The sequence below is a fragment of the Streptomyces sp. NPDC030183 genome, from assembly GCF_055573455.1.
Map to the genome: position 1 here is coordinate 17527 of NZ_JBVIBK010000031.1, position 21462 is coordinate 38988.

13 protein-coding genes and 1 pseudogene are annotated in these 21462 nt (G+C 71.7%); 6 read left to right on the top strand and 8 right to left on the bottom strand.

Features of this window, described 5'->3' with window-relative positions; all coding sequences use genetic code 11:
- Positions 1–18: 18 nt before the first annotated feature.
- The 8 genes and pseudogenes from ACZ4Z2_RS31045 to glgX form a co-directional block, all read right to left on the bottom strand.
- On the bottom strand, positions 19–555 hold the full coding sequence (locus ACZ4Z2_RS31045) for a DUF1990 family protein (protein WP_468080534.1): 537 nt from the start codon (positions 553–555) through the stop codon (positions 19–21).
- 72 nt (positions 556–627) lie between these two features.
- Positions 628–2289 carry a M4 family metallopeptidase gene (locus ACZ4Z2_RS31050; RefSeq protein WP_468080536.1) on the bottom strand — a complete coding sequence of 554 codons (1662 nt, stop codon included), beginning with the start codon at positions 2287–2289 and terminating at the stop codon, positions 628–630.
- 307 nt (positions 2290–2596) lie between these two features.
- Positions 2597–4666, bottom strand: coding sequence for a M4 family metallopeptidase (locus ACZ4Z2_RS31055; RefSeq protein WP_468080538.1), 2070 nt, complete (start codon positions 4664–4666; stop codon positions 2597–2599).
- A gap of 284 nt (positions 4667–4950) precedes the next feature.
- On the bottom strand, positions 4951–6681 hold the full coding sequence (locus ACZ4Z2_RS31060) for an ABC transporter ATP-binding protein (RefSeq protein ID WP_468080617.1): 1731 nt from the start codon (positions 6679–6681) through the stop codon (positions 4951–4953).
- Between the two features lie 179 nt (positions 6682–6860).
- A pseudogene (locus tag ACZ4Z2_RS31065) lies at positions 6861–8701 on the bottom strand (ABC transporter ATP-binding protein).
- A gap of 106 nt (positions 8702–8807) precedes the next feature.
- Positions 8808–10670, bottom strand: coding sequence for an ABC transporter ATP-binding protein (locus ACZ4Z2_RS31070; RefSeq protein ID WP_468080539.1), 1863 nt, complete (start codon positions 10668–10670; stop codon positions 8808–8810).
- Positions 10667–12517 (bottom strand): ABC transporter ATP-binding protein, encoded by a 1851-nt coding sequence (locus tag ACZ4Z2_RS31075; protein WP_468080541.1) that lies wholly within the window; start codon positions 12515–12517, stop codon positions 10667–10669. Before ACZ4Z2_RS31075 ends, ACZ4Z2_RS31070 begins: the two co-directional genes overlap by 4 nt.
- 90 nt (positions 12518–12607) lie before the next feature.
- Positions 12608–14866, bottom strand: a complete 2259-nt coding sequence (glgX, locus tag ACZ4Z2_RS31080) for a glycogen debranching protein GlgX (RefSeq protein ID WP_468080543.1) — start codon at positions 14864–14866, stop codon at positions 12608–12610.
- Between the two features lie 184 nt (positions 14867–15050).
- Here glgX and ACZ4Z2_RS31085 point away from each other — a divergent pair, with 184 nt between their 5' ends.
- From ACZ4Z2_RS31085 to ACZ4Z2_RS31110, 6 genes are all read left to right on the top strand, one after another.
- On the top strand, positions 15051–16277 hold the full coding sequence (locus tag ACZ4Z2_RS31085) for a L,D-transpeptidase (RefSeq protein WP_468080545.1): 1227 nt from the start codon (positions 15051–15053) through the stop codon (positions 16275–16277).
- Between the two features lie 204 nt (positions 16278–16481).
- Complete coding sequence (locus ACZ4Z2_RS31090; protein WP_468080547.1) at positions 16482–17741, top strand: L,D-transpeptidase; 1260 nt, start codon at positions 16482–16484, stop codon at positions 17739–17741.
- Positions 17742–17825: 84 nt separating this feature from the next.
- Positions 17826–18593: an enoyl-CoA hydratase/isomerase family protein gene (locus ACZ4Z2_RS31095; RefSeq protein ID WP_468080548.1), complete on the top strand. Its 768-nt coding sequence runs from the start codon at positions 17826–17828 to the stop codon at positions 18591–18593.
- A 295-nt stretch (positions 18594–18888) separates the two neighbouring features.
- The gene (locus tag ACZ4Z2_RS31100) at positions 18889–19392 is read left to right on the top strand and encodes an ATP-binding protein (RefSeq protein ID WP_468080550.1); all 504 of its coding nucleotides are present in this window, start codon (positions 18889–18891) and stop codon (positions 19390–19392) included.
- A gap of 96 nt (positions 19393–19488) precedes the next feature.
- Positions 19489–20721 carry a YVTN family beta-propeller repeat protein gene (locus tag ACZ4Z2_RS31105; protein WP_468080551.1) on the top strand — a complete coding sequence of 411 codons (1233 nt, stop codon included), beginning with the start codon at positions 19489–19491 and terminating at the stop codon, positions 20719–20721.
- Positions 20722–20796: 75 nt separating this feature from the next.
- Positions 20797–21417, top strand: a complete 621-nt coding sequence (locus ACZ4Z2_RS31110) for an ADP-ribosyltransferase (RefSeq protein ID WP_468080553.1) — start codon at positions 20797–20799, stop codon at positions 21415–21417.
- The last annotated feature ends 45 nt before the right edge of the window (positions 21418–21462 follow it).

Consider the following 21462-nt stretch of genomic DNA (forward strand, 5'->3'; position numbering starts at 1 on the left):
GGCGGGGCGTCCGTGTAGTTACTCCTTCGGATCCTCCGCCAACCTCCGCAGCACCACCCCGCAGCGGCGGGCGTACGCGTGCTGCAGGCCCCTCGTCGCCGCGCCGCCGGCCCGTGCGTACCACTTCGCCGGGCGGCTGTACGCCGTCACCGTCAGCCAGACCGTGCCGTCGCCCGTGCGGGCCACCACGAAGGACTCCTCGCCGGATTCGGGGTGGCCGGGGAGCGTGCCGTAGGCCCAGCCCTTGCGGCGGGGCTCGTCGACCGTCCAGACGACGCGGCAGGGGGCCTTGATGACGCCGCCCAGGGTGACGGTGACGTCGACGCCCGGCGCGGCCTCGGGCGCGTCCGTGTGGAGGCCCACGCCGAGGGCGCGGTGCATCTCCCAGGTGAGGACGGCGTTCGCCGCCCGTTCGAAGAGGGCCGTGCCCTCGCCGAGGCGGGTGCGGACCTCCAGCTCGTTGAAGCCGGGCGGGCAGCGGCCCTCGCGGGTCGCGCCGACGGCCTCGTAGGTGAAGCCGTCCGGGAGAGGGTGTGAGCCGTCGGTGTGGGACATGGGGCCACAGCCTAGGGCGGCACCCGGAGTCGCCTTCTCTCCGGGTACCGCCTCAACACAGGCCGCGATGTGCTACGCGGTCACGTTGACCGCCGCCCACGTGGCGTTCACCGCGTTGTACTCGGCGCTGCCCGCGCCGTACAGGTCACGCGCCGCGTTCAGGGTCGCCGTGCGCGCGCCCTTGTAGTTGGTCGTCGAGGTCATGTACGTGGTCAGCGCCTTGTACCAGATCTGGACGGCCTTGGCGCGGCCGATGCCGGTGATCGTGGCGCCGTTGGAGGTGGGGGAGTTGTAGCTGACGCCGTTGATGGTCCTGGCGCCGCTGCCCTCCGACAGCAGGAAGAAGAAGTGGTTGGCCGGGCCCGACGAGTAGTGCACGTCGAGGCTGCCCAGGGACGACGACCAGTAGTTGGCCGAGGAACCGTCCTTGCTGGGCTGGTCCATGTACCGCAGCGGGGTGCCGTTGCCGCGGATGTCGACCTTCTCGCCGATGAGGTAGTCGCCCGGGTCCTTGCTGTTGGCCGCGTAGAACTCCACCGCCGTGCCGAAGATGTCGGAGGTGGCCTCGTTCAGACCGCCCGACTCGCCGGAGTAGTTCAGGCCCGCGGTGTTGGAGGTCAGACCGTGGGACATCTCGTGGCCGGCGACGTCCAGCGAGGTCAGCGGCTTGATGTTGCCCGAGCCGTCGCCGTACGTCATGCAGAAGCAGCTGTCGGACCAGAAGGCGTTGACGTACGCGTTGCCGTAGTGGACGCGGGAGTACGCGGCCTGGCCGTTGTTCTTGATGCCGTTGCGGCCGAGGACGTTCTTGTAGAAGTCCCAGGTGACCTGCGCGCCGTAGTGGGCGTCCACCGCGGCGTTCTGGTCGGTGGAGGAGCTGGAGGCGCTGCCGGTGCCCCAGATGTCGTCCGCGTCGGTGAAGAGCGTGCCGGCGGAGGACGAGGTGGAGCGGGCCTTGTTGTACGTCTTGTGGCCGCCGCGCCCGGCGTCGGTCAGGTTGTACGTCGAGCCCGACTTGGTGGTGCCGAGGGTGACCTGGCCGTTGTACTGGCTGTTGCCGGTGCCGGTCTGGACGGCCTCCCACTCGTACAGCTTCTTGCCGGTCTCCGCGTCGGTGATGACGTGGAGCTCCTGCGGGGTGCCGTCGTGCTGGAAGCCGCCGACGACCGTCTCGTAGGCGAGGGCGGGCTTGCCGCTCGCGGCCCAGACGACCTTGCGGGGCGCCTTGTCGGCCGCGCTCTTGCTGGAGCCCTCGGCCTTGGCGGCCTTCAGCGCCTGCTTCTCGGCGGCGGCCTTCGTCACGTCCGCGGTGAGGTCGGCGACCTTCACGGTGGCCTTCGTCGCTCTGGTGACGCTCTTGACGGCGCCGGACTTGGTCTCGTGGACGACCAGGTCGCCGCCGAGGACCGGGAGGCCGCCGTAGGTGCGCTCGTAGCGGGTGTGGACCGTGCCGTCGGCGTCCTTCAGGACGTCGCGGACGACCAGTTCCTCCTTGGCGCCGAGACCTATCTCGTCGGCGGTCTCGGCGGTGGCCGCGTCCGCCTTCTTGATGAGGGCCGTGCGCGCGGCCGGCGTCAGCAGGACCGGGGCGCCGGCCGACGTGGCCTTGCCGGCGGTCGGCGCGGGCTGGGCGGTGGCGCCGGTGGTCAGACCGGTGGTCAGCAGCGCACCGGCGGCGACGGCGGTCGCGATGGCCAGCGTGGTCTGCTTATGACGCGCGTAGAACGGAGTCACTCATGCTCCTTGGTGGGGGAGACCGGCCCGGCGTGGGGTCGCCGTCCGGTGAACTGAAGTTGCGAGTGCGGCGGTTGAGTGAAGAGTGACAGCCGGACGCGTACATGTCAGGAGGTTCAAGTGATGTTGGCTGAAAGTCAACTGTCCAGAAATGTTGCCGCTAGGTAAATCCGCTTCGAACACGGCAAAGGGCGGATCAAGCGCGCCCCGGAGAACGGCAAAGCGAGCGCCGCCCCGGGGGGGTTGGATCCCCCCGGGGCGGCGCCCGGTCGGCTCATGCCCGGTATACGAAGGGCCGCCCCGTTCCCTACGGGAACGTCAGCTTCCAGCTGTTGATGTGGCCGGTGTCCCGGGCCGCGTTGTCCTGGACCCTCAACTGCCAGACGCCGTTGGCGACTTCGGAGGAAGCGTTCACCGTGTACGTGGTGTTGATGTTGTCCGAGCTGCCGCCGGTGCCGTACGCCTTCAGCGTGTACGCCGTGCCGTCCGGGGCGACCAGCTGCACCTGGAGGTCACCGATGTAGGTGTGGACGATGTCGACCGCCACCGCGAGGTTCGACGGCGCGTTGCCCGTCCGCCCGGAGACGGTGATCGGCGAGGTGACCGCCGCGCCGTTGTCCGGAATCGATACGTCGGCCGTGTTCTCGAACGACGTACCGCCGCCCCCGCCGCCACCGGGACGCGAGCCCACGTTGATGGCCGCCCAGGCGTTCTGCACCGCCGTGTACTCGGCGGACGTGGTGCCGTACAGCTCACCGGTCGCCGCGAGGGTGCCGGTGCGGGCCGCCGCGTAGTTGGTGGTCGACGTGAACTTGGTGGTCAGCGCGCGGAACCAGATCTTCTCCGCCTTGTCCCGGCCGATGCCGGTGACCGGCAGGTTGTCCGAGGTGGGGGAGTTGTAGCTGACGCCGTTGATGGTCTTGGCGCCGCTGCCCTCCGACAGGAGGTAGAAGAAGTGGTTGGCCGGGCCCGACGAGTAGTGCACGTCGATCGAGCCGATGCCCGAGTACCACGCGTCCTTCGACGAGCCGTCCTTGCTCGGCTTGTCCATGTAGCGCAGCGGCGTGCCGTCGCCGTTGATGTTGATCTCCTCGCCGATGAGGTAGTCACCGACGTCGGAGCTGTTGTTCGCGTAGAACTCGACCGTCGAGCCGAAGATGTCGGAGGTGGCCTCGTTCAGACCGCCGGACTCGCCCGAGTAGTTGAGGCCGGCCGTGTTCGACGTGAGGCCGTGGGTCATCTCGTGCGCGGCCACGTCGATCGACGTCAGCGGGTTGGCGTTGCCCGAGCCGTCGCCGTACGTCATGCAGAAGCAGGTGTCCTGCCAGAACGCGTTGACGTAGTTGTTGCCGTAGTGCACGCGGGAGTAGGCGCCCTTGCCGTCACCGCGGATGCCGCTGCGGCCGTGCACGTTCTTGTAGTAGTCCCAGGTCAGCGCCGCGCCGTAGTGGGCGTCGGCGCCGGCCGACTCCAGGTTCGACGGGCTGCCGTTGCCCCACACGTCGTCCGGGCCGGAGAACAGGGTGCCGGTGCCGGACGTACCGCGGTTCAGGTTGTACGTCTTGTGGCCGCCGCGCGCGCCGTCGGTGAGGTTGTACGTCGACCCCGACTGCGTGGTGGTGAGGTCGACCGTGCCGGAGTACACCGTGTTGCCGGTGCCGGTCTCGACGGCCTCCCACTCGAACAGCTTCTCGCCGGTCCGGGCGTCCGTGACGACGTGCAGCTCCTGCGGGGTGCCGTCGTGCTGGAAGCCGCCGACGACCGTCTCGTACGCCAGGACGGGCTTGCCGCTCGCGGCCCAGATCACCTTGCGCGGGGCGCGGTTGATCTCGGCGTCCTTGGCGTGCTCGGCCTTCGCCGCGCCGAGCGCCTGCTTCTCCGCCTTGGCGGAGGCGAGGGTCGGCTTCACCGAGGCGACCTTGATGGTGGCCTTGGTGGCCTTGACGACGCCCTCGGTCTGACCCGCCTTCGAGGTCTTGACGACCAGGTCGCCGCCGAGGACCGGGAGGCCGTCGTAGGTCCGCTCGTACCGGGTGTGCACGGTGCCGTCGCGGTCCTTGACCACGTCACGGACGACGAGCCTCTCCTTGGCGCCGAGGTTCAGCTCCGTCGCCGTCTCCGCCTTGCCGGCGTCGGCCTCACGTATCAGCTCGGCCCGCTGGGAGGGGCTGAGCTTGATGGAGACCGCGCCCTGGCCGGCCTTGTCCGCTGCCGACGGTGCCTTCTCCGGGGCGGCGGTGGCGGCGCCCGACTGGACGGCCGCGGCGAGCAGGGCGCTGACGGCGACGAGCGCGCCGGTGGCGACGCGTCGCTGGGTGGAGCGGGAACGGATGTCACCCGTGTGGGAGGTGCGTCTGTGGGACTGGCGTCTCAACACTGACTCCTTCTGCGTGGCCGCGGTTCGCGCGGCCAGGGGAGACCGGACGGTTGGTGGCCGCCCGGGCAGAACAAGGGGTGGAACGCGAACACCACATGCGTGGGAGGTGCTCCGCGGCACGGCGGGGGGAGCTTGTGAGGTTGCTGTGACGCGGTTGTGGGCAGCGTGGCAGGAGATCGCGCCATCTGTCAGGAGCGCGTCAACAAGTTGGCCGGAAATCGTCCGTTGACCGGATGGTCATGTTCGATATACGGGTTGTTGGCTGAGCCGTCGACCAGGTCCGCTCACGCCGGGGCCTCTCCGTGCCACCTCTCCCACAGCGCCGCGTACGCCCCGCCCGCCCTCACCAGCTCGTCATGGGTGCCCAGTTCGGTGAGGCGGCCGTCCTCCATGACGGCGACCCGGTCGGCGTCGTGGGCGGTGTGGAGGCGGTGGGCGATCGCGATGACCGTGCGGCCTTCGAGGACGGCGGCGAGGGCGCGTTCCGTGTGGCGCGCGGTCGCGGGGTCGAGCAGGGCGGTCGCCTCGTCGAGGATGAGCGTGTGCGGGTCCGCGAGGACCACCCGGGCCAGGGCGAGCTGCTGGGCCTGGGGCCCGTCCGTACGGCGGCCGCCCTCGCCGAGCCGGGTGCCGAGCCCTTCGGGCAGGTCGCGGACCCAGCCCTCGGCGCCCACCGCCGTCAGCGCGGCCCACAACTCCTCGTCCGTTGCGGAGGGTTCGGCGATGAGGAGGTTGTCGCGGACCGTCCCGAGGAACACATGGTGCTCCTGGGTGACCAGGACGACCTGGCGGCGCAGCCGCTCCGGGCCGAGGCCGACGACGGGGACCCCGCCGACCGTCACCGAGCCCTCGGTGGGCGCGTCGATACCGGCGAGCAGCCTGCTCAGGGTGGTCTTCCCGGCGCCGGACGGGCCGACCACGGCCAGCCGTTCACCCGGCCGTACGGTCAGGTCGACACCGCGCAGCACCTCGCCGCCCCGCCCGTAGGCGTACCGCACCCCGGTCACGTCGATCCGGTCGTCCGCCGGTTCCGGCGAGCGCACCGGGGTCGCCCGCGGAGCGCGGGCCAGCCCCTCGACCCGGGCGAACGAGGCGCCGCTGGACTGCAACTGCTCGATCCGCATGAGGATCTCGTCGAGCGGCCCGCTCAACTGCTGCAGATACAGTGCCGCCGCGACCACCGCGCCCAGGCTCATCGAGCCGCGCGCGTGCAGCACCCCGCCGACCAGCAGGACGGTCACCACCGGTACGAGGTAGGAGACCTCGACGCCCGGGAAGAACACCGTCCGCAGGAACAGGGTGTGCAGACGCCGGCGACGGGAGACCTCCAGCGCGTCCCGGCTCGCGGCGATCCGCCGCCGCTCCAGCCGCAGCGCCTCCACCGTACGGGCGCCGGACGCGGTGGCCGCGACGATCTCCGCCACCTCGGAGCCGGCCGCGCCCTCCGCCAGATAGCCGGCCCGCGCCCGGCGCAGATACCAGCGGAGCACGAACCAGATGCCGGTGAGGCCGAGCAGTCCGAACAGCCCGAGCAGCGGGTCCAGGGCGAACACCGCGCCGATCAGGAACAGCGCCTCCACGGTGTTGATGAGCAGCTCGGGGCCCGCGTCGCGCAGGGTCTTGCCGACGGCGTCCACGTCGGCGGTGCCGCGCGCCGTGAGATCGCCGGTGCCGGCGCGTTCCACGGCCGACGCGGGCAGGGCGAGGGCGCGGTCCACGAACTCCTCCCGCACCCGGGCGAGGACGCGCTCGCCGAACCGGTGGCCCACGTAGCGGGCCCAGCGGGCCAGCAGCAGTTGCGCCACCGCGCACAGCAGGATGGCCAGGGCCAGCCGGTCCACGGCGTCGACCCCGCCCCCGCCGCGCACCTCGTCGATGATCCGGCCCAGCAACCAGGGCCCGGCGAGGCCCATGCCGGCCGCGGCCCCGTTCAACGCCAACACGGCGAGAAACGCCCGCCCATCGCCTCGCACGAGCCGCACAGCGGCCCGCCGCACATCCACGGACCGAGCGATGGGAAGCCGGGGGGCCGGGGCGCCGGCGGGGGAATCGGGGGAGTCGGGGGGAGAGGCGGCGGGGGTGGAGGAACCGTCGGAGGTGCGGCGCGCGGCCGAGGGGGCGTCGGCCGGGGCCGGGCCCTCGTCGGACGTCGGGCGCGCGGCGGGGTCCGTGGGCTCCGTCGGGGGTCGCGTCGTCACCGTACGGCCTCCTCTGCGGCCACCTCGTGCGTGCCCGCGCTCGCCTCCGGCTCTGCCCCCGCCTCTGCTTCCGGCTTCGCCGTGGTGGCGCTCGCCCGCGTCTCCCCGTTCCCGTCACCCTCCCCGTCACCCTCTCCCCCCTCTTCCCCAGCGTCCCGGGCCACCAGTGCTCGGTAGCCCGGTTCTGTGGAGAGGAGGTCGCGGTGGGTGCCGGTGGCTGCCGCCTTGCCCTCGGTCAGGTAGATGACGGTGTCCGCGTGGTCCAGGACGAGGGGGGACGTGGTGGTGAGCAGCGTCGTACGGCCCTCGCGGGCCGCCCGCAGGCGTTGGGCGACGCGGGCCTCCGTGTGCGCGTCCAGCGCCGACGTCGGCTCGACCGCCAGCAGGATCTCCGCGTCGGCGAGCAGCGCCCGCGCCAGCCGTACCCGCTGCCGCTGGCCACCGGAGAGATTGCGGCCCTGGGCGTCGACCGCCGAGTCGAGCCCGTCCGGCAGGCCCCGCACGACGTCCTCGGCGACGGCCGCGCGCACCGCCTCCGCGATCTCCGCGTCGGACGGCTCCGCACGGCCGCCGAGCAGGTCCCGCAGCCGCCCCGCGAACAGGTCCGCCTCGTGGTCGGCGACCAGGATCCGCTCCCGGACCCGCGCCAGCGGGATCTCGTCGAGGGGCACCCCGCCCCAGGTCACGGCCGTCGGCGCGTACCGCCCGAGCCGGTCCACCACCAGCGCCGCGTCGGCGGGCCGGTCGCCGGCCAGCGCGGTCAGCCGGCCCGGCAGCACCCGGACGCCCGACTCGGGGTCGTGCAGCACCGACGGCTCCGCGGGCGCGTCCCGCGTGCCGTGGTCCGGCAGCGGCTCCAGGTCCAGGAACCGGATGACGCGCCGCGCCGCCACCACCCCGCGGCTCACCTGGTACCCCCAGTCGACGAAGTACGCCACCGGCCGCACCAGCACGGTCACGTACCCGTACACCGACACCAGCTCGCCCACGGTGATGGCCCCCTGGGCGGCCAGCCGGGCCGCCAGCCAGGTCACCACCGCGAGGAACAGGGTCGGCAGCCCCACCCCGAGCGCCTGGAGCCAGCTGGTCACCGCGCCCACCCGGTAGCCCTGCTCCCGCAGCCGTCGCGAGTCGCGGTGGAACGCGTCCGCGACCAGGCCCTTGCCGCCGAGCCCGTTGAGGACGCGCAGCCCGCTCGCGAGGTCCGCGATCCGCGCGGTCAGCACCCCCTGCCGTTCCCGGTACTCCGCCTCCGTGCCCTGCAACCGCCGCAGCAGCGGCCCCACCAGGACCGCCATCAGCGGCATCCCGAGCAGGACCACCGCCGCGATCGGGACCGAGACGGAGAACAGCAGACCCGCGACCACCAGATACGCGGCGAGCGCGCCCGCGCCCGGACCGATGACCGTCAGCGAGGACGAGATCGTGTTGACGTCGCCCACCCCGATCGTGACGACCTCACCGGTACCGACCCGGCGCGGCAGCGCCGCGCCCAGCCGGACCGCGTGCGCCATCACCACCTTCACCGTGCGGAAGTTGGCGTCCATGCGGACGCGGGTCATCGTGCGGTGCCGCATGACGCTCAGCCAGGCGTTGAACGCGCCCACCCCGAACAGGGCCGCCGACCAGCCGGCCAGCGCGCGGTGGTCGCCGTTCTGGAGGCCCTCGTCGATCGCCCGCGACAGCATGAACGGGGTCGCCGCGAGCAGCACCATCCACACGCAGGAGATCAGCGAACCGAGGGCGGAGCGGCCCGCCTGCTTCCTGACCAGCCACCACAGGTAGCGGGCCCCGCCCGCCGGTCGGGGACACCCGGGTCCTCGTACGCGTCGATCATCGGCCCCCGATCCTCCTGCCCGGATGTTTCGTCCCTCGTGGGCGGCCGGACACGGGCCGGCCGCCGCTCGGCCGCCGCGTCGCGAGCACGGCGACCGCCGCCTGCGCTAGGCCAGGCTGTCCCGCCACGCCTGGTGCAGGTCCGCGAAGCGTCCCTCGCCCTCGATGAGTTCCGCGGGCGTGCCGTCCTCGACGATCCGGCCGTGCTCCATGACCAGGACACGGTCGGCGATCTCCACCGTGGACAGCCGGTGCGCGATCACCACGGCCGTACGGCCGCGCAGGACCGTGTCCATGGCGCGCTGCACGGCCCGCTCACCGGGGATGTCGAGGGAGCTGGTGGCCTCGTCGAGGATGAGGACGGCCGGGTCGGCGAGCAGCGCGCGGGCGAACGCCACGAGCTGGCGCTGACCGGCGGAGATCCGCCCGCCCCGCTTGCGTACGTCGGTGTCGTAGCCGTCGGGGAGCGCGCTGATGAAGTCGTGGGCGCCGATGGCCTTGGCGGCGCGCTCGATCTCCTCGCGGGTGGCGTCGGGGCGGCCGATGGCGATGTTCTCGGCGACCGTGCCGGAGAACAGGAACGCCTCCTGGGTGACCATCACGACCCCCCGCCGCAGCTCGGGCACCGCCAGGTCGCGCAGGTCGACGCCGTCGAGGAGGATCCGCCCGTCCGAGGGGTCGTAGAAGCGGGCCAGCAGCTTGGCGAGCGTCGACTTGCCCGCGCCGGTGGAGCCGACCACGGCGACCGTGCTGCCCGCCGCGAGGGTGAGGTCGAAACGGGGCAGGACCTCGCCGCCGGTGCGGTACGCGAACCGCACGCCGTCGAAGACGACCTCGCGGCCCGGCATCGCGGAGACCGGGGCGGGCAGCTCCCTCGGCTGCTCCGGCTCGGGCACCGACGGCCGCTGGGCCAGCAGCCCGGCGATCTTCTCCAGCGAGGCGGCCGCCGACTGGTACGAGTTGAGGAACATGCCGAGCCGGTCGATCGGGTCGTACAGCCGCCGCAGGTACAGCACCGCCGCCGCCAGCACACCCAGTGCGAGGGACTCGGACGCCACCCGGTACGCGCCCCACAGCACGATCGCGGCGACCGTGATGTTGGCGACCACTCGGGAGCCGACGACGTAGCGGGCCATCTCCAGGATGGCATCGCCGTTGGTGCGCTCGTGGTGGCTGTTCAGGCGCCGGAACTCGGCGTCGTTCGCCTTCTCGCGGCGGAACGCGCGCACCGGCCGGATGCCGTTCATCGTCTCCGCGAACTTCACGATCACGGCGGCGATCGCGGTCGACCGGGCCGCGTACACCCCGGCCGCGCGCCGCTGGTACAGCCGTACGAGCCCGTACAGCGGCACGAACGAGGCCAGCGCCGCCGCGCCGAGGCCCAGGTCCAGCCAGAGCAGCATCGCCGAGATGTAGACGAAGGCGAGGATCACGGTGACGAGTTCCTGGAGGCCCTCGTCGAGCAGTTCCCGCAGCGACTCGACGTCCGTGGTGGAGCGCGAGATCAGCCGGCCCGAGGTGTACCGCTCGTGGAAGTCGATGCTCAGCGCCTGCGCGTGCCGGAAGATCCGGCCGCGAAGATCCAGCAGTACGTCCTGGTTGACCCGCGCGGACGCCCCGATGAACGCGAACTGCAGCCCGCCGGCCGCGAGCGCGCACACCAGATAGGTGACCCCCACGGTGATCAGGGGCCCGTGCCGCCCGTCCCGGAACGCCGGTACGGCGCGGTCGATGGCGTACGCCACCAGCAGCGGGCCCGCCTGCACCGCCGCCTGCTGGAGCAGGAGCAGCACGCTGGTCAGCACGACCCGCGCCTTCATCGGCGCGAGCAGGGAACGCAGCAGCGCGAGGGTGGCGCCCGGCGGCGTGGGCAGGTCGTCCTGGTCGAAGGCGTCGGCGACCGGCTGGTCGACGGGGCGTTCGTCGTCGTCCGGTTCCCTGTTCGGCGCGGTGGTCGTGGGCGCCGTCATCGCGCGTCCCCCTCGGTCTCCTCGGTGCCCGACATCAGATGGGCGTACTCGGCGTTGGTCCGCAGCAGCTCGTGGTGGGTGCCGACGGCGGCGATACGGCCGCCGGAGAGCAGGGCCACCCGGTCGGCCAGCAGCACCGTCGACGGGCGGTGCGCCACGATCAACGCGGTCGTCTCCGCGAGCACCCGGCGCAGCGCCGCCTCCACCGCGGCCTCCGTGTGCACGTCCAGGGCCGACAGCGGGTCGTCCAGCACCAGGAAGCGGGGCCGTCCGACCACCGCCCGCGCCAGCGCCAGCCGCTGCCGCTGGCCGCCGGAGAGACTGAGGCCCTGCTCGCCCACCTGGGTGGCGGTGCCCTCGGGGAGGGCGTGCGCGAAGTCGGCCTGCGCGATGGCGAGGGCCCGGTCCAGCTCGGGCCGGCCGGCGTCCGGGCCGGCGCCCATCAGGACGTTCTCGCCGACGGTCGCGGAGAACAGCGTCGGCTCCTCGAAGGCCACGGAGACCTTCGCCCGCAGCTCCTCCCGCGGCATCCCGGCGATGTCCTCGCCGTCCAGGGTGATCCGCCCGCCGGTCACCTCGTGCAGCCGGGGCACGAGCGCGGTGAGCGTCGTCTTGCCCGAGCCGGTGGCCCCGACGAGCGCCATGGACTCGCCGGGCCGGATGTGGAGGTCGATCCGGTCGAGGGCGCAGGGCGCGTCGGCGGGGGCGTCGGGGTAGCGGAACCGCACGCCGTGGAACTCCAGGCCGCCCCGGACGACCTCCGCCCCGTGGGGACGCCGGGCCGCGCCGGTGTCGTCGGCGCCCTCCGGCTCGGCGTCCATCACCTCGAAGTACCGTTCGGTCGCCGTGGCCGCCTCCTGGCTCATCGCCAGCAGGAAGCCGATGGAGTCCACGGGCCACCGCAGCGCCAGCGCCGTCGACAGGAACGCCACCAGCGTCCCCGCGGAGAGCGCCCCGTCCGCCACCCGCGCCACGCCCACCACGAGCGCCGCCCCGATCGCCAGCTCGGGCAGGGTGATGATGACGCCCCAGATCGCGGAGAGCAGCCGCGCCTTGCGCAGCTCCGTGCCCCGCAGGGTGCGGGACAGGTCCCGGAACGCCCGTGCCTGGCTGCGGTGCCGTCCGAACCCCTTGATGATCCGGATGCCGAGGACGCTCTCCTCGACGACCGTCGTCAGGTCGCCCACCTGGTCCTGCGCGAGCCGCGCGACCCGGGCGTACTTCCGCTCGAAGGCGACACAGGTGACCACCACCGGCACGGCGGGCCCGAGGATCACCAGGCCGAGCGTCCAGTCCTGCACCAGCATGATGATCACGCCGACGAGGATCGTCACTCCGTTGACCAGCAGGAACGTCAGCGGGAAGGCGAGGAACATCCGCAGCAGCGACAGATCCGTCGTGGCGCGCGACAGCAGCTGACCGGACGCCCACCGGTCGTGGAAGGCGACCGGCAGCCGCTGGAGATGCCGGTAGAGGTCGGCCCGCATCGACGCCTCGACCCCGGCGAGCGGCCGTGCCACGAGCCAGCGCCGCAGCCCGAACAGCAGCGCCTCGGCGAGCCCGAGCAGCAGCAGGTACAGCGCGCCGAGCCACACGCCTGCCGGGTCGCGGTCCGCGACCGGCCCGTCCACCATCCACTTCAGGACGAGCGGGATGACGAGACCCACGCACGACGCGACTATCGCGACGACCGCGGCGACGGACAGCCGCGCCCGCACGGGCCTGACGTACGGCCACAGCCGCAGCAGGGCGCGTACGGCGGAACGCCCCTCGGCCGGCGCGGTGGTCGAAGGCCCGGGTCCCTCGGTCTGTTCGTTTTCCTCGGTGGTGCTGCTTGTCGTGGCCATCAGCAGCGAGCCTACGGATCGGTGCTGACGACGCCCACCGAGTTTTGGCCGGACCGTGTATCGGTCATCGGTCCTACGACCCGTGCCCGCCTACCCCACCACCCTCAGCAGCAGCACCGTCCGGGCGGGCACGGCGACCACCGTGCCCGCGCGGTGCACCACCCCCGGCCCCTCCGTCTGTTCCTCCCGCGACGTGTCGACGACGACCTCGTACCGTTCGGCCCACGGCGTCCCCGGCAGCACGAAGTCCACGGGACGGTCGCCCGCATGCAGGACCGCGAGGAAGCTGTCGTCCAGGATGTCGGCGCCGCGGGCGTCCCGCCCGGGGATGTCGCGGCCCGAGAGGTACATCCCGAGGGTCGAGGCCGGCGCGTACCAGTCCCCCTCGGTCATCTCACTGCCGCGGGCGGTGAACCACGCCAGGTCGCGCAGCCCGTCCGCCGAGTGCGCCCGGCCCGAGAAGAAGGCACGGCGGCGCAGCACGGGGTGCTCGTGGCGCAGGGCGATCAGCCGGGCCGTCAGGTCGAACAGCGCCTTCCAGCCGGGGTCCTCCAGCAGCCCCCAGTCCAGCCAGCTGATCTCGTTGTCCTGGCAGTAGGCGTTGTTGTTGCCCCGCTGGGTCCGCCCCAGCTCGTCCCCGGCGACCAGCATCGGCACACCCGTGGACAGCAGCAGCGTCGTCAGCAGGTTCCGCAGCTGCCGGCGCCGCAGCGCCCGCACCCCCTCGTCGTCCGTCTCGCCCTCGGTGCCGCAGTTCCAGGCCCGGTTGTCGTCCGAGCCGTCCCGGTTGCCCTCCCCGTTCGCCTCGTTGTGCTTGCGCTCGTACGACACGAGGTCCCGCAGCGTGAAACCGTCGTGCGCGGTGATGAAGTTGACCGACGCGTACGGCCGCCGGCCGCCCCACGCGTACAGGTCGCTGGAGCCCGACAGCCGGTAGCCGAGGTCGCGCACATCGGGCAGCGCGCCCCGCCAGAAGTCCCGCACGGCGCCCCGGTAGCGGTCGTTCCACTCCGTCCACAGCGGCGGGAACGCGCCCACCTGGTAGCCGCCCGAGCCCACGTCCCACGGCTCGGCGATCAGCTTCACCCGCCGCAGCACCGGGTCCTGGGCGATGACGGCGAGGAACGGGGAGAGCATGTCGACGTCGTGCATCGAACGGGCCAGCGCCGCCGCCAGGTCGAAGCGGAAGCCGTCCACCCCCATCTCCGTCACCCAGTACCGCAGCGAGTCGGTGATCAGCCGCAGCACATGCGGCTGGACCACGTGCAGCGTGTTCCCGCAGCCGGTGTAGTCGGCGTAGTGACGGGCGTCGCCCTGGAGGCGGTAGTAGCCGCGGTTGTCGATGCCCCGCAGCGACAGGGTCGGGCCGCGCTGGTCCGCCTCCGCCGTGTGGTTGTAGACCACGTCGAGGACGACCTCGATGCCCGCGGCGTGCAGTGCCCGCACCATCCGCTTGAACTCCCCGACCTGCTGCCCGGCGGTCCCCGACGCCGCGTATCCCGCGTGCGGGGCGAAGTAGCCGATCGAGTTGTAGCCCCAGTAGTTCCGCATGCCCCGCCGCAGCAGATGGTCCTCGTGGGCGAACTGGTGCACCGGCAGCAGTTCCACCGCCGTCACGCCCAGCTTCACCAGGTGCTCGATCGCCGCCGGGTGCGCGAGCCCCGCGTAGGTGCCGCGCAGCTCCTCGGGGATACCGGGATGCAGCTTCGTGAACCCCTTGACGTGCAGCTCGTAGATGACCGAGTCCGCCCACGGGGTCTTCGGCCGCCGGTCGTCCATCCACTCGTCGTCGGGGCTGTCGTCGTGCACGACCACGCCCTTGGGCACATACGGCGCCGAGTCCCGCTCGTCGCGCACGGTGTCCGCGACATGCTGCTCGGGCCAGTCCCGGACGTGCCCGTACACCTCTGGCGGCAGGCTGAACTCGCCGTCCACGGCCCGGGCGTACGGGTCGAGGAGCAGCTTCGCCGGGTTCCAGCGGGCGCCGGTCCACGGGTCCCAGCGGCCGTGCACCCGGTAGCCGTACCGCCGGCCCGGCAGCACACCGGGCACGAAGCCGTGCCAGATCTCGTGCGTCAGTTCGGTGAGCCTCAGCCGTGTCTCCTCGCCCTCCGGGGAGAAGAGGCACAGCTCGACGGCCTCCGCCCCGCCCGCCCACAGCGCGAAGTTCGTCCCGGCGACCCCGTCCGGCCCGACCCGGAAGCGCGCCCCGAGCGGTGTCGGGGCGCCGGGCCACACCGGCGGGGGCGGCTCCGCCGCGACCTGCCTGCCGTTGAGCACGGCGGCCCGACGCGCGGCCGGCACCCCGCGCGTCTCCTCCACTGCCTCCTGCTCGGCTGCGCTCGACACCACGGCCTCCCGCGACTCGGTGGGCCGACGCGAAAACGGAGCCGGGTGTCCCAGCCCTGGGACCTGCCTCCCCTGCTTCGAAGGGACAGGTCCCTGCTCCCCGTCGAGTTGTCTCCCAAGGTTCTGCCCAGAGCACGCCTCGCACTCACGTTTCCCGGGGGCGTGCGCCGTCGTTGGGACGCACGTGAACCACGCACAGACGCACGCGCGCCGCCCCGGTGCCGCACCGGCCGCCGTACTGGTCGCGGCCGGCCTGTTGGCCGCAGCCGCCGGATGCACCCCCACACCCCCGCCGACCAGTGAGAAAGCCCCGGACGACACGATCCGGGTCACCCCCGAGGACGGCAGCAAGGGCGTGCGCCCGGAGCAGCGCTTCGAAGTACGGGTGCCCAGCGGGCGCCTGGAGTCCGTCAAGGTGGTGAAGTCACAGGACGCCCAGGAGTCACCCGTACCGGGCCGGGTGTCCGCCGACGGACTGACCTGGCGCCCCACCGGCTCACGGAAGCTCGCGCTGGCCGCGAAGTACACCGTCGACGCGGTCGCGCTGGACGCCCGCGGCCGCCGCTCCGCCCGGCACGTCACGTTCCGCACGTACGTCCCCGACGAGCGCTTCATCGCGTACGTCACCCCGGAGAACCGCTCCACCGTCGGCACCGGGATGATCGTCTCCCTGGAGTTCAACCGGGAGATCGAGGACCGCGCGGCCGTCGAACGCGCCGTCCGCGTCACGGCGGAGCCCGCCGTCGAGATCCGCCCGCACTGGTTCGGCGGGGGCCGCCTCGACTTCCGGCCCAGGACCTACTGGAAGCCCGGCACGAAGGTCACCGTCGCCCTGCGGCTGCGTGACGTCGAGGGGGCGCCCGGCGTCTACGGCGGGCAGTACAAGACGGTCTCGTTCACCATCGGCCGCCACCAGGTCAGCGTCGTCGACGCGGCCCGGCACACCATGCGCGTCCAGCGCGGCGACGGTGTGCTCGCCACCCTGCCGGTCACGGCCGGGGCGCCCGGCACGACGACGTACAACGGGAGGATGGTCGTCACCGAGATGCTGGAGGTGACCCGGATGAACGGCGCCACCGTCGGCTTCAAGAAGGCGGACGGCAAGGGGGAGTACGACATCCCCGACGTCCCGCACGCCATGCGCCTGACCACCTCCGGCACCTTCCTGCACGGCAACTACTGGGCCCCGGACGCCTTCGGCCGGGCCAACGTCAGCCACGGCTGTGTCGGTCTGCGCGATGTGAAGGGCGGCAGTTCCCGTACTCCCGCGGGCTGGTTCTTCGACCGCAGCCTCGTCGGGGACGTCGTCGAGGTGGTCAACAGCAACGACAAAAAGGTCGCTCCCGACAACGGACTCGGCGGGTGGAACATGGGGTGGAAGGCATGGAAAGCGGGTGCCGCGGTGAGGTAACCGACATAACCGTACGCGCGCGGCGGAAGCCCGGGGGCGGAGCCGGACCGGTGGCCGGGGCCCGGGACCGTTCAAGTTGGGACTGAACGGTGACATTCGCCGAGGCCAATCCCATCCGATCATCTGGTTAATGTACGTGCGGACGCGCGTGCTGCGCGGAGGGGTGCGGGCCTGCTCAAGGCCGTGCGAGGGGAGACAAGAGAGTTGAACGGGCGACCGATATCGGGGGCGTCGGTTGGCGCGCGGACACGGGGGAACAAGGGGGCCCTGGCACTTCTGCTGGGCCTGCTGATGCTCGCCGTCACCGCGTGCGGGGGCGGAGGCGGGGGGTCCGGCTCCGGCTCCGACGGCGACAAGGGCAAGGGCTCGGACAAGAGCGCTTCCGGCAAGGCGGCCACCGAGCCGTCGCAAGCGGTGGTCTCCATCGCTCCGAAGAACAAGGCCAAGGACGTGGCCACCAGCGGTGCCCTCAAGGTCACCGCCGCCAAGGGCAAGCTGTCCGAGGTCACCGTCGAGGACGGCAAGGGCAGGAAGATCGCCGGTGAGATCACGGACGGCGGCGCCACCTGGACGCCGTCCATCCACCTCAACTCGGCCACCGAGTACAAGGTGCACGCCGTCGCCAAGGACTCCGAGGGGCGGGAGGCGGCCGAGGAGTCGTCCTTCACCACGCTGACCCCGAAGAACACCTTCGTCGGCATCTTCACCCCGGAGGACGGTTCGAAGGTCGGCGTCGGCATGCCGTTCTCGATCCGCTTCACCCGCGGCATCACGGCCCCCGAGGACGTGGAGAAGGCCATCACCATCAAGACCGAGCCGCCCGTCGAGGTGGCCGGCCACTGGTTCGGCAACGACCGCCTCGACTTCCGCCCGGAGAAGTACTGGGCGGCCGGCACCAAGGTCACCGTCGACCTCAACCTCGACGGCGTCGAGGGGCGCGACGGCGTCTACGGCGAGCAGAACAAGAAGGTCTCCTTCACCATCGGCCGCAGCCAGGTCTCCGTCGTGGACGTCAAGAAGCTCACGATGAAGGTCAAGCGGGACGGCAAGCTCATCAAGACCATCCCCGTCACCACCGGCAAGCCCGGCATGGAGACCTGGAACGGCCAGATGGTCATCAGCGAGCGCCTGCGCGTGACCCGGATGAACGGCGAGACCGTCGGCTACGGCGGCGAGTACGACATCAAGGACGTGCCGGACGCCATGCGCCTGACGAACAGCGGCACCTTCATCCACGGCAACTACTGGGGCGGGGACGCCTTCGGCAACTACAACGCCAGTCACGGCTGCATCGGTCTGCGCGACACCCGCGGCGGCTACGACCGCAAGGCCCCGGGCGGCTGGTTCTTCGACCACTCGATGGTGGGTGACGTCGTGGTCGTGAAGAACTCCAACGACCGTGTCGTCGACCCGGACAACGGCTACAACGGCTGGAACATGTCCTGGGACAAGTGGAAGGCGTAGCCCTTCCGGTCGGACCTACGGCCCCGGTGTGCTGTGACGCAGCACACCGGGGCCGCTGTCGTTAGTCCCCGTTAACCTGCCTGCATGACTGTGCATCTCGAAGTCGCCGAAGGCGTCGGCACCATCCGCCTCGACCGCCCCCCGATGAACGCCCTGGACATCGCCGTCCAGGACCGCCTCAAGGAGCTCGCCGAGGAGGCGGCACGCCGGGACGACGTCCGCGCCGTCATCCTCTACGGCGGGGAGAAGGTGTTCGCGGCGGGCGCGGACATCAAGGAGATGCAGGCGATGGACCACGCGGCGATGGTCGTCCGCTCCCGCGCCCTGCAGGACTCCTTCAGCGCGGTGGCCCGTATCCCCAAGCCGGTCGTCGCGGCCGTCACCGGCTACGCCCTGGGCGGCGGTTGCGAGCTGGCGCTGTGCGCGGACTACCGCATCGCCGGGGAGAACGCGAAGCTCGGTCAGCCGGAGATCCTGCTCGGGGTGATCCCGGGCGCGGGCGGCACCCAGCGGCTGTCCCGGCTCATCGGCCCCTCCAGGGCCAAGGACCTCATCTTCACCGGCCGTATGGTCAAGGCCGACGAGGCCCTCGCGCTCGGCCTCGTGGACCGGGTCGTCCCGGCCGACGAGGTGTACACGGCCGCGCACGAGTGGGCCGCGAAGCTCGCCCAGGGACCGGCGATCGCGCTGCGGGCGGCCAAGGAGGCGATCGACGCGGGCCTGGAGACCGACCTGGAGACGGGGCTCGCGATCGAGCGGAACTGGTTCGCCGGTCTGTTCGCCACGGAGGACCGTGAGATCGGCATGCGCAGCTTCGTGGAGGACGGGCCGGGCAAGGCGAAGTTCGTCTGACCGCCCCGGAATCGCGTCCCCGAGTTCCGCTGATCCCCTTGCAGTTGACGCGATGTCTTACCCGCGTCCCCCGAAGGGGCGGTTTATCGGAGCCTTAAGACAGCCTTAAAAGAGCTACGGCCAAGGCTTCTGCCGCTGACCGAAGTTCAGCTGGTCGGTGCAGGTCAGCAGGGGTGTCATGGGGTATGTGATGCCTTTGGCATATGACATCCGAAACCCCCGGAATGGTTGGTTCCGGGGGTTGTATTCCTCCGGAACGGCCACGGAGGGCGCTCCGGACGGCCATGATGGGGGCATGGCGGGGCTGGAGGGTATCGAACAGCCGCGGCGGCACGGGAGTGCGACCGCGGCGCGTTGGTCGCCTGCGATCGAGGACGAACGGGCGCTGAAGGCACTGGAGTTATTCGGCAACCCCACGGAGGCGGAGGTTCCGCTGCCGTCCCGCCCCGAGTCCGCGGCCACCGCCCGCCGGCTCGCCCAGGTCGTCGTCCTCCGTGAGTGGCGGCTCTCGCCCAAGATGACCGAGGACGCCGTCCTGCTCGTATCCGAACTCGTCGGCAACGCCGTACGGCACACCGGGGCCAGGGTCTTCGGGCTGCGGATGAAGCGGCGGCGCGGCTGGATCCGCGTCGAGGTCCGCGACCCCTCGCGGGGGCTGCCCTGTCTGATGCCGGTGCAGGAGATGGACATCAGCGGACGCGGCCTCTTCCTCGTCGACAAGCTGTCGGACCGGTGGGGGGTGGACCTCCTGCCGCGCGGCAAGACCACCTGGTTCGAGATGAGGGTCGCCGACCGCTAGGTCCTGTCAGGACACGGCGCGGGCCCCCGCAGCGCGGATCTCCGCCGAACGGGCCAATCGCCGGAAAACCCCGCCCGCCTCCCTATAAAGGTGCGCGTGACCACGCCCCGCACCTCCCTCATCCAGCGCCACCTCCTCCAGCGCGCCCTTCTCGCGGCGGCCGTTCTCGCCGCCGTGGCCGCGTGCGGCAGCGCCACCGGGACCGACGAGCAGGAACAGCGGATCCGGGCCGACCGGGCCGATCGGGTCGCCGCCTCCGAAGCCGCCGAACGGAAGAAGAAACAGCGGTCGGCGGCAGAGGGCCTGCCCGGCATGCCGCCCGTCCTCGACCCCGAGGACGTCTACGCCGCGGACCGCCCGGGCCGGCTCTCCCCGGTCGTGAAGGACTTCCCGTCCCGGGTCTACGTCCCCAACAGCGAGTCCGACACGGTCTCCGTCATCGACCCGAAGACGTACGAGATCGTCGAGACCATCCCGGTGGGCCGCCAGCCCCAGCACGTCGTACCGTCCTGGGACCTGAAGACCCTGTGGGTCAACAACAACCGGGGCCACACGCTCACCCCCATCGACCCCGCGACGGGCAAGGCGGGCGAACCCGTCGAGGTGCACGACCCGTACAACCTGTACTTCACCCCGAACGGCAAGTACGCCGTCGTCATGGCCTCCCTCGACCGCGAACTCGTCTTCCGCGACCCGCACACCATGAAGCGCATCAGGACCGAACCGGTCAGCTGCTACGGCGTCAACCACGCCGACTTCTCGCTCGACGGCAGGTACTTCATCGTCTCCTGCGAGTTCAGCGGCGAACTGCTGAAGGTCGACACCGAGAAGATGAAGGTGGTCGGCCAGCGGAAACTGCCCTTCGAGGGCGCCATGCCGCAGGACGTGAAGATCTCCCCCGACGGCAAGCGGTTCTACATCGCCGACATGATGGCCCACGGCATGTGGGTCCTCGACGGCGACACCTTCGACGAGCCGGAACTGCTGCCCACCGGCAAGGGCACCCACGGCCTGTACGTCGGCCGCGACTCCCGCGAGATGTACGTCTCCAACCGGGGTGAGGGCACCGTCTCCGTCTTCGACTTCACCAGGAACGAGCTCACCAAGAAGTGGCACCTCCCCGAGGGCGGCAGCCCCGACATGGGCGGCGTCTCCGCAGACGGCAAGGTCCTGTGGCTCTCCGGCCGCTACGACTCCGAGGTGTACGCCATCGACACCCGCACCGGGAAGCAGCTCGCCCGCATCCCCGTCGGCAGCGGCCCGCACGGCCTCGCCGTGTACCCGCAGCCCGGCCGCTACTCCCTCGGCCACACCGGGATCTTCCGGTGACGCGTGACAACCGGGCGGCCTGACACGCCGCCGAACGGGTGACGGTCCCCGGCCCGCCGCCCCCCGGTCGAGAGGGTGCTGACCGTGATCACCACTCGTCTGCGGCGCCGGGCCGCCGCCGTTGTCCTGTCGCTCTCCGCCGTCCTCGCGACCTCCGCCGCGACCGTCCCCGCCCAGCCCGGGAAGCCGGCCCCGGCCAGGGCCGCCGCCCCCGCCTGCCCCCAGTTCGAGGACCGGATCCACGCCGCCGCCGACCGCCGCGTGGACGTCGACCGCATCACCCCCGAGCCGGTCTGGCGCACCACCTGCGGCACCCTCTACCGCAGCGACAGCCGCGGCCCGGCGGTCGTCTTCGAACAGGGCTTCCACCCCAAGGACGTCATCGACGGGCAGTACGACATCGAGCAGTACGTCCTCGTCAACCAGCCCTCCCCGTACGTCTCGACCACCTACGACCACGACCTGTACAAGACCTGGTACAAGTCGGGCTGGAACTACTACATCGACGCCCCCGGCGGCGTCGACGTGAACAGAACCATCGGGGACCAGCACAAGTGGGCCGACCAGGTCGAGGTCGCCTTCCCCGGCGGGATCGCCCGGCAGTTCGTCATCGGCGTCTGCCCGGTCGACAAGAAGACCAGGACCGAGAAGATGAGCGAGTGCGAGAGCAACCCGCACTACCAGCCCTGGCACTAATCCCGCCGGGCCGCCCGGCCGGTGCCCGCCCGGGTACCCGGCCGG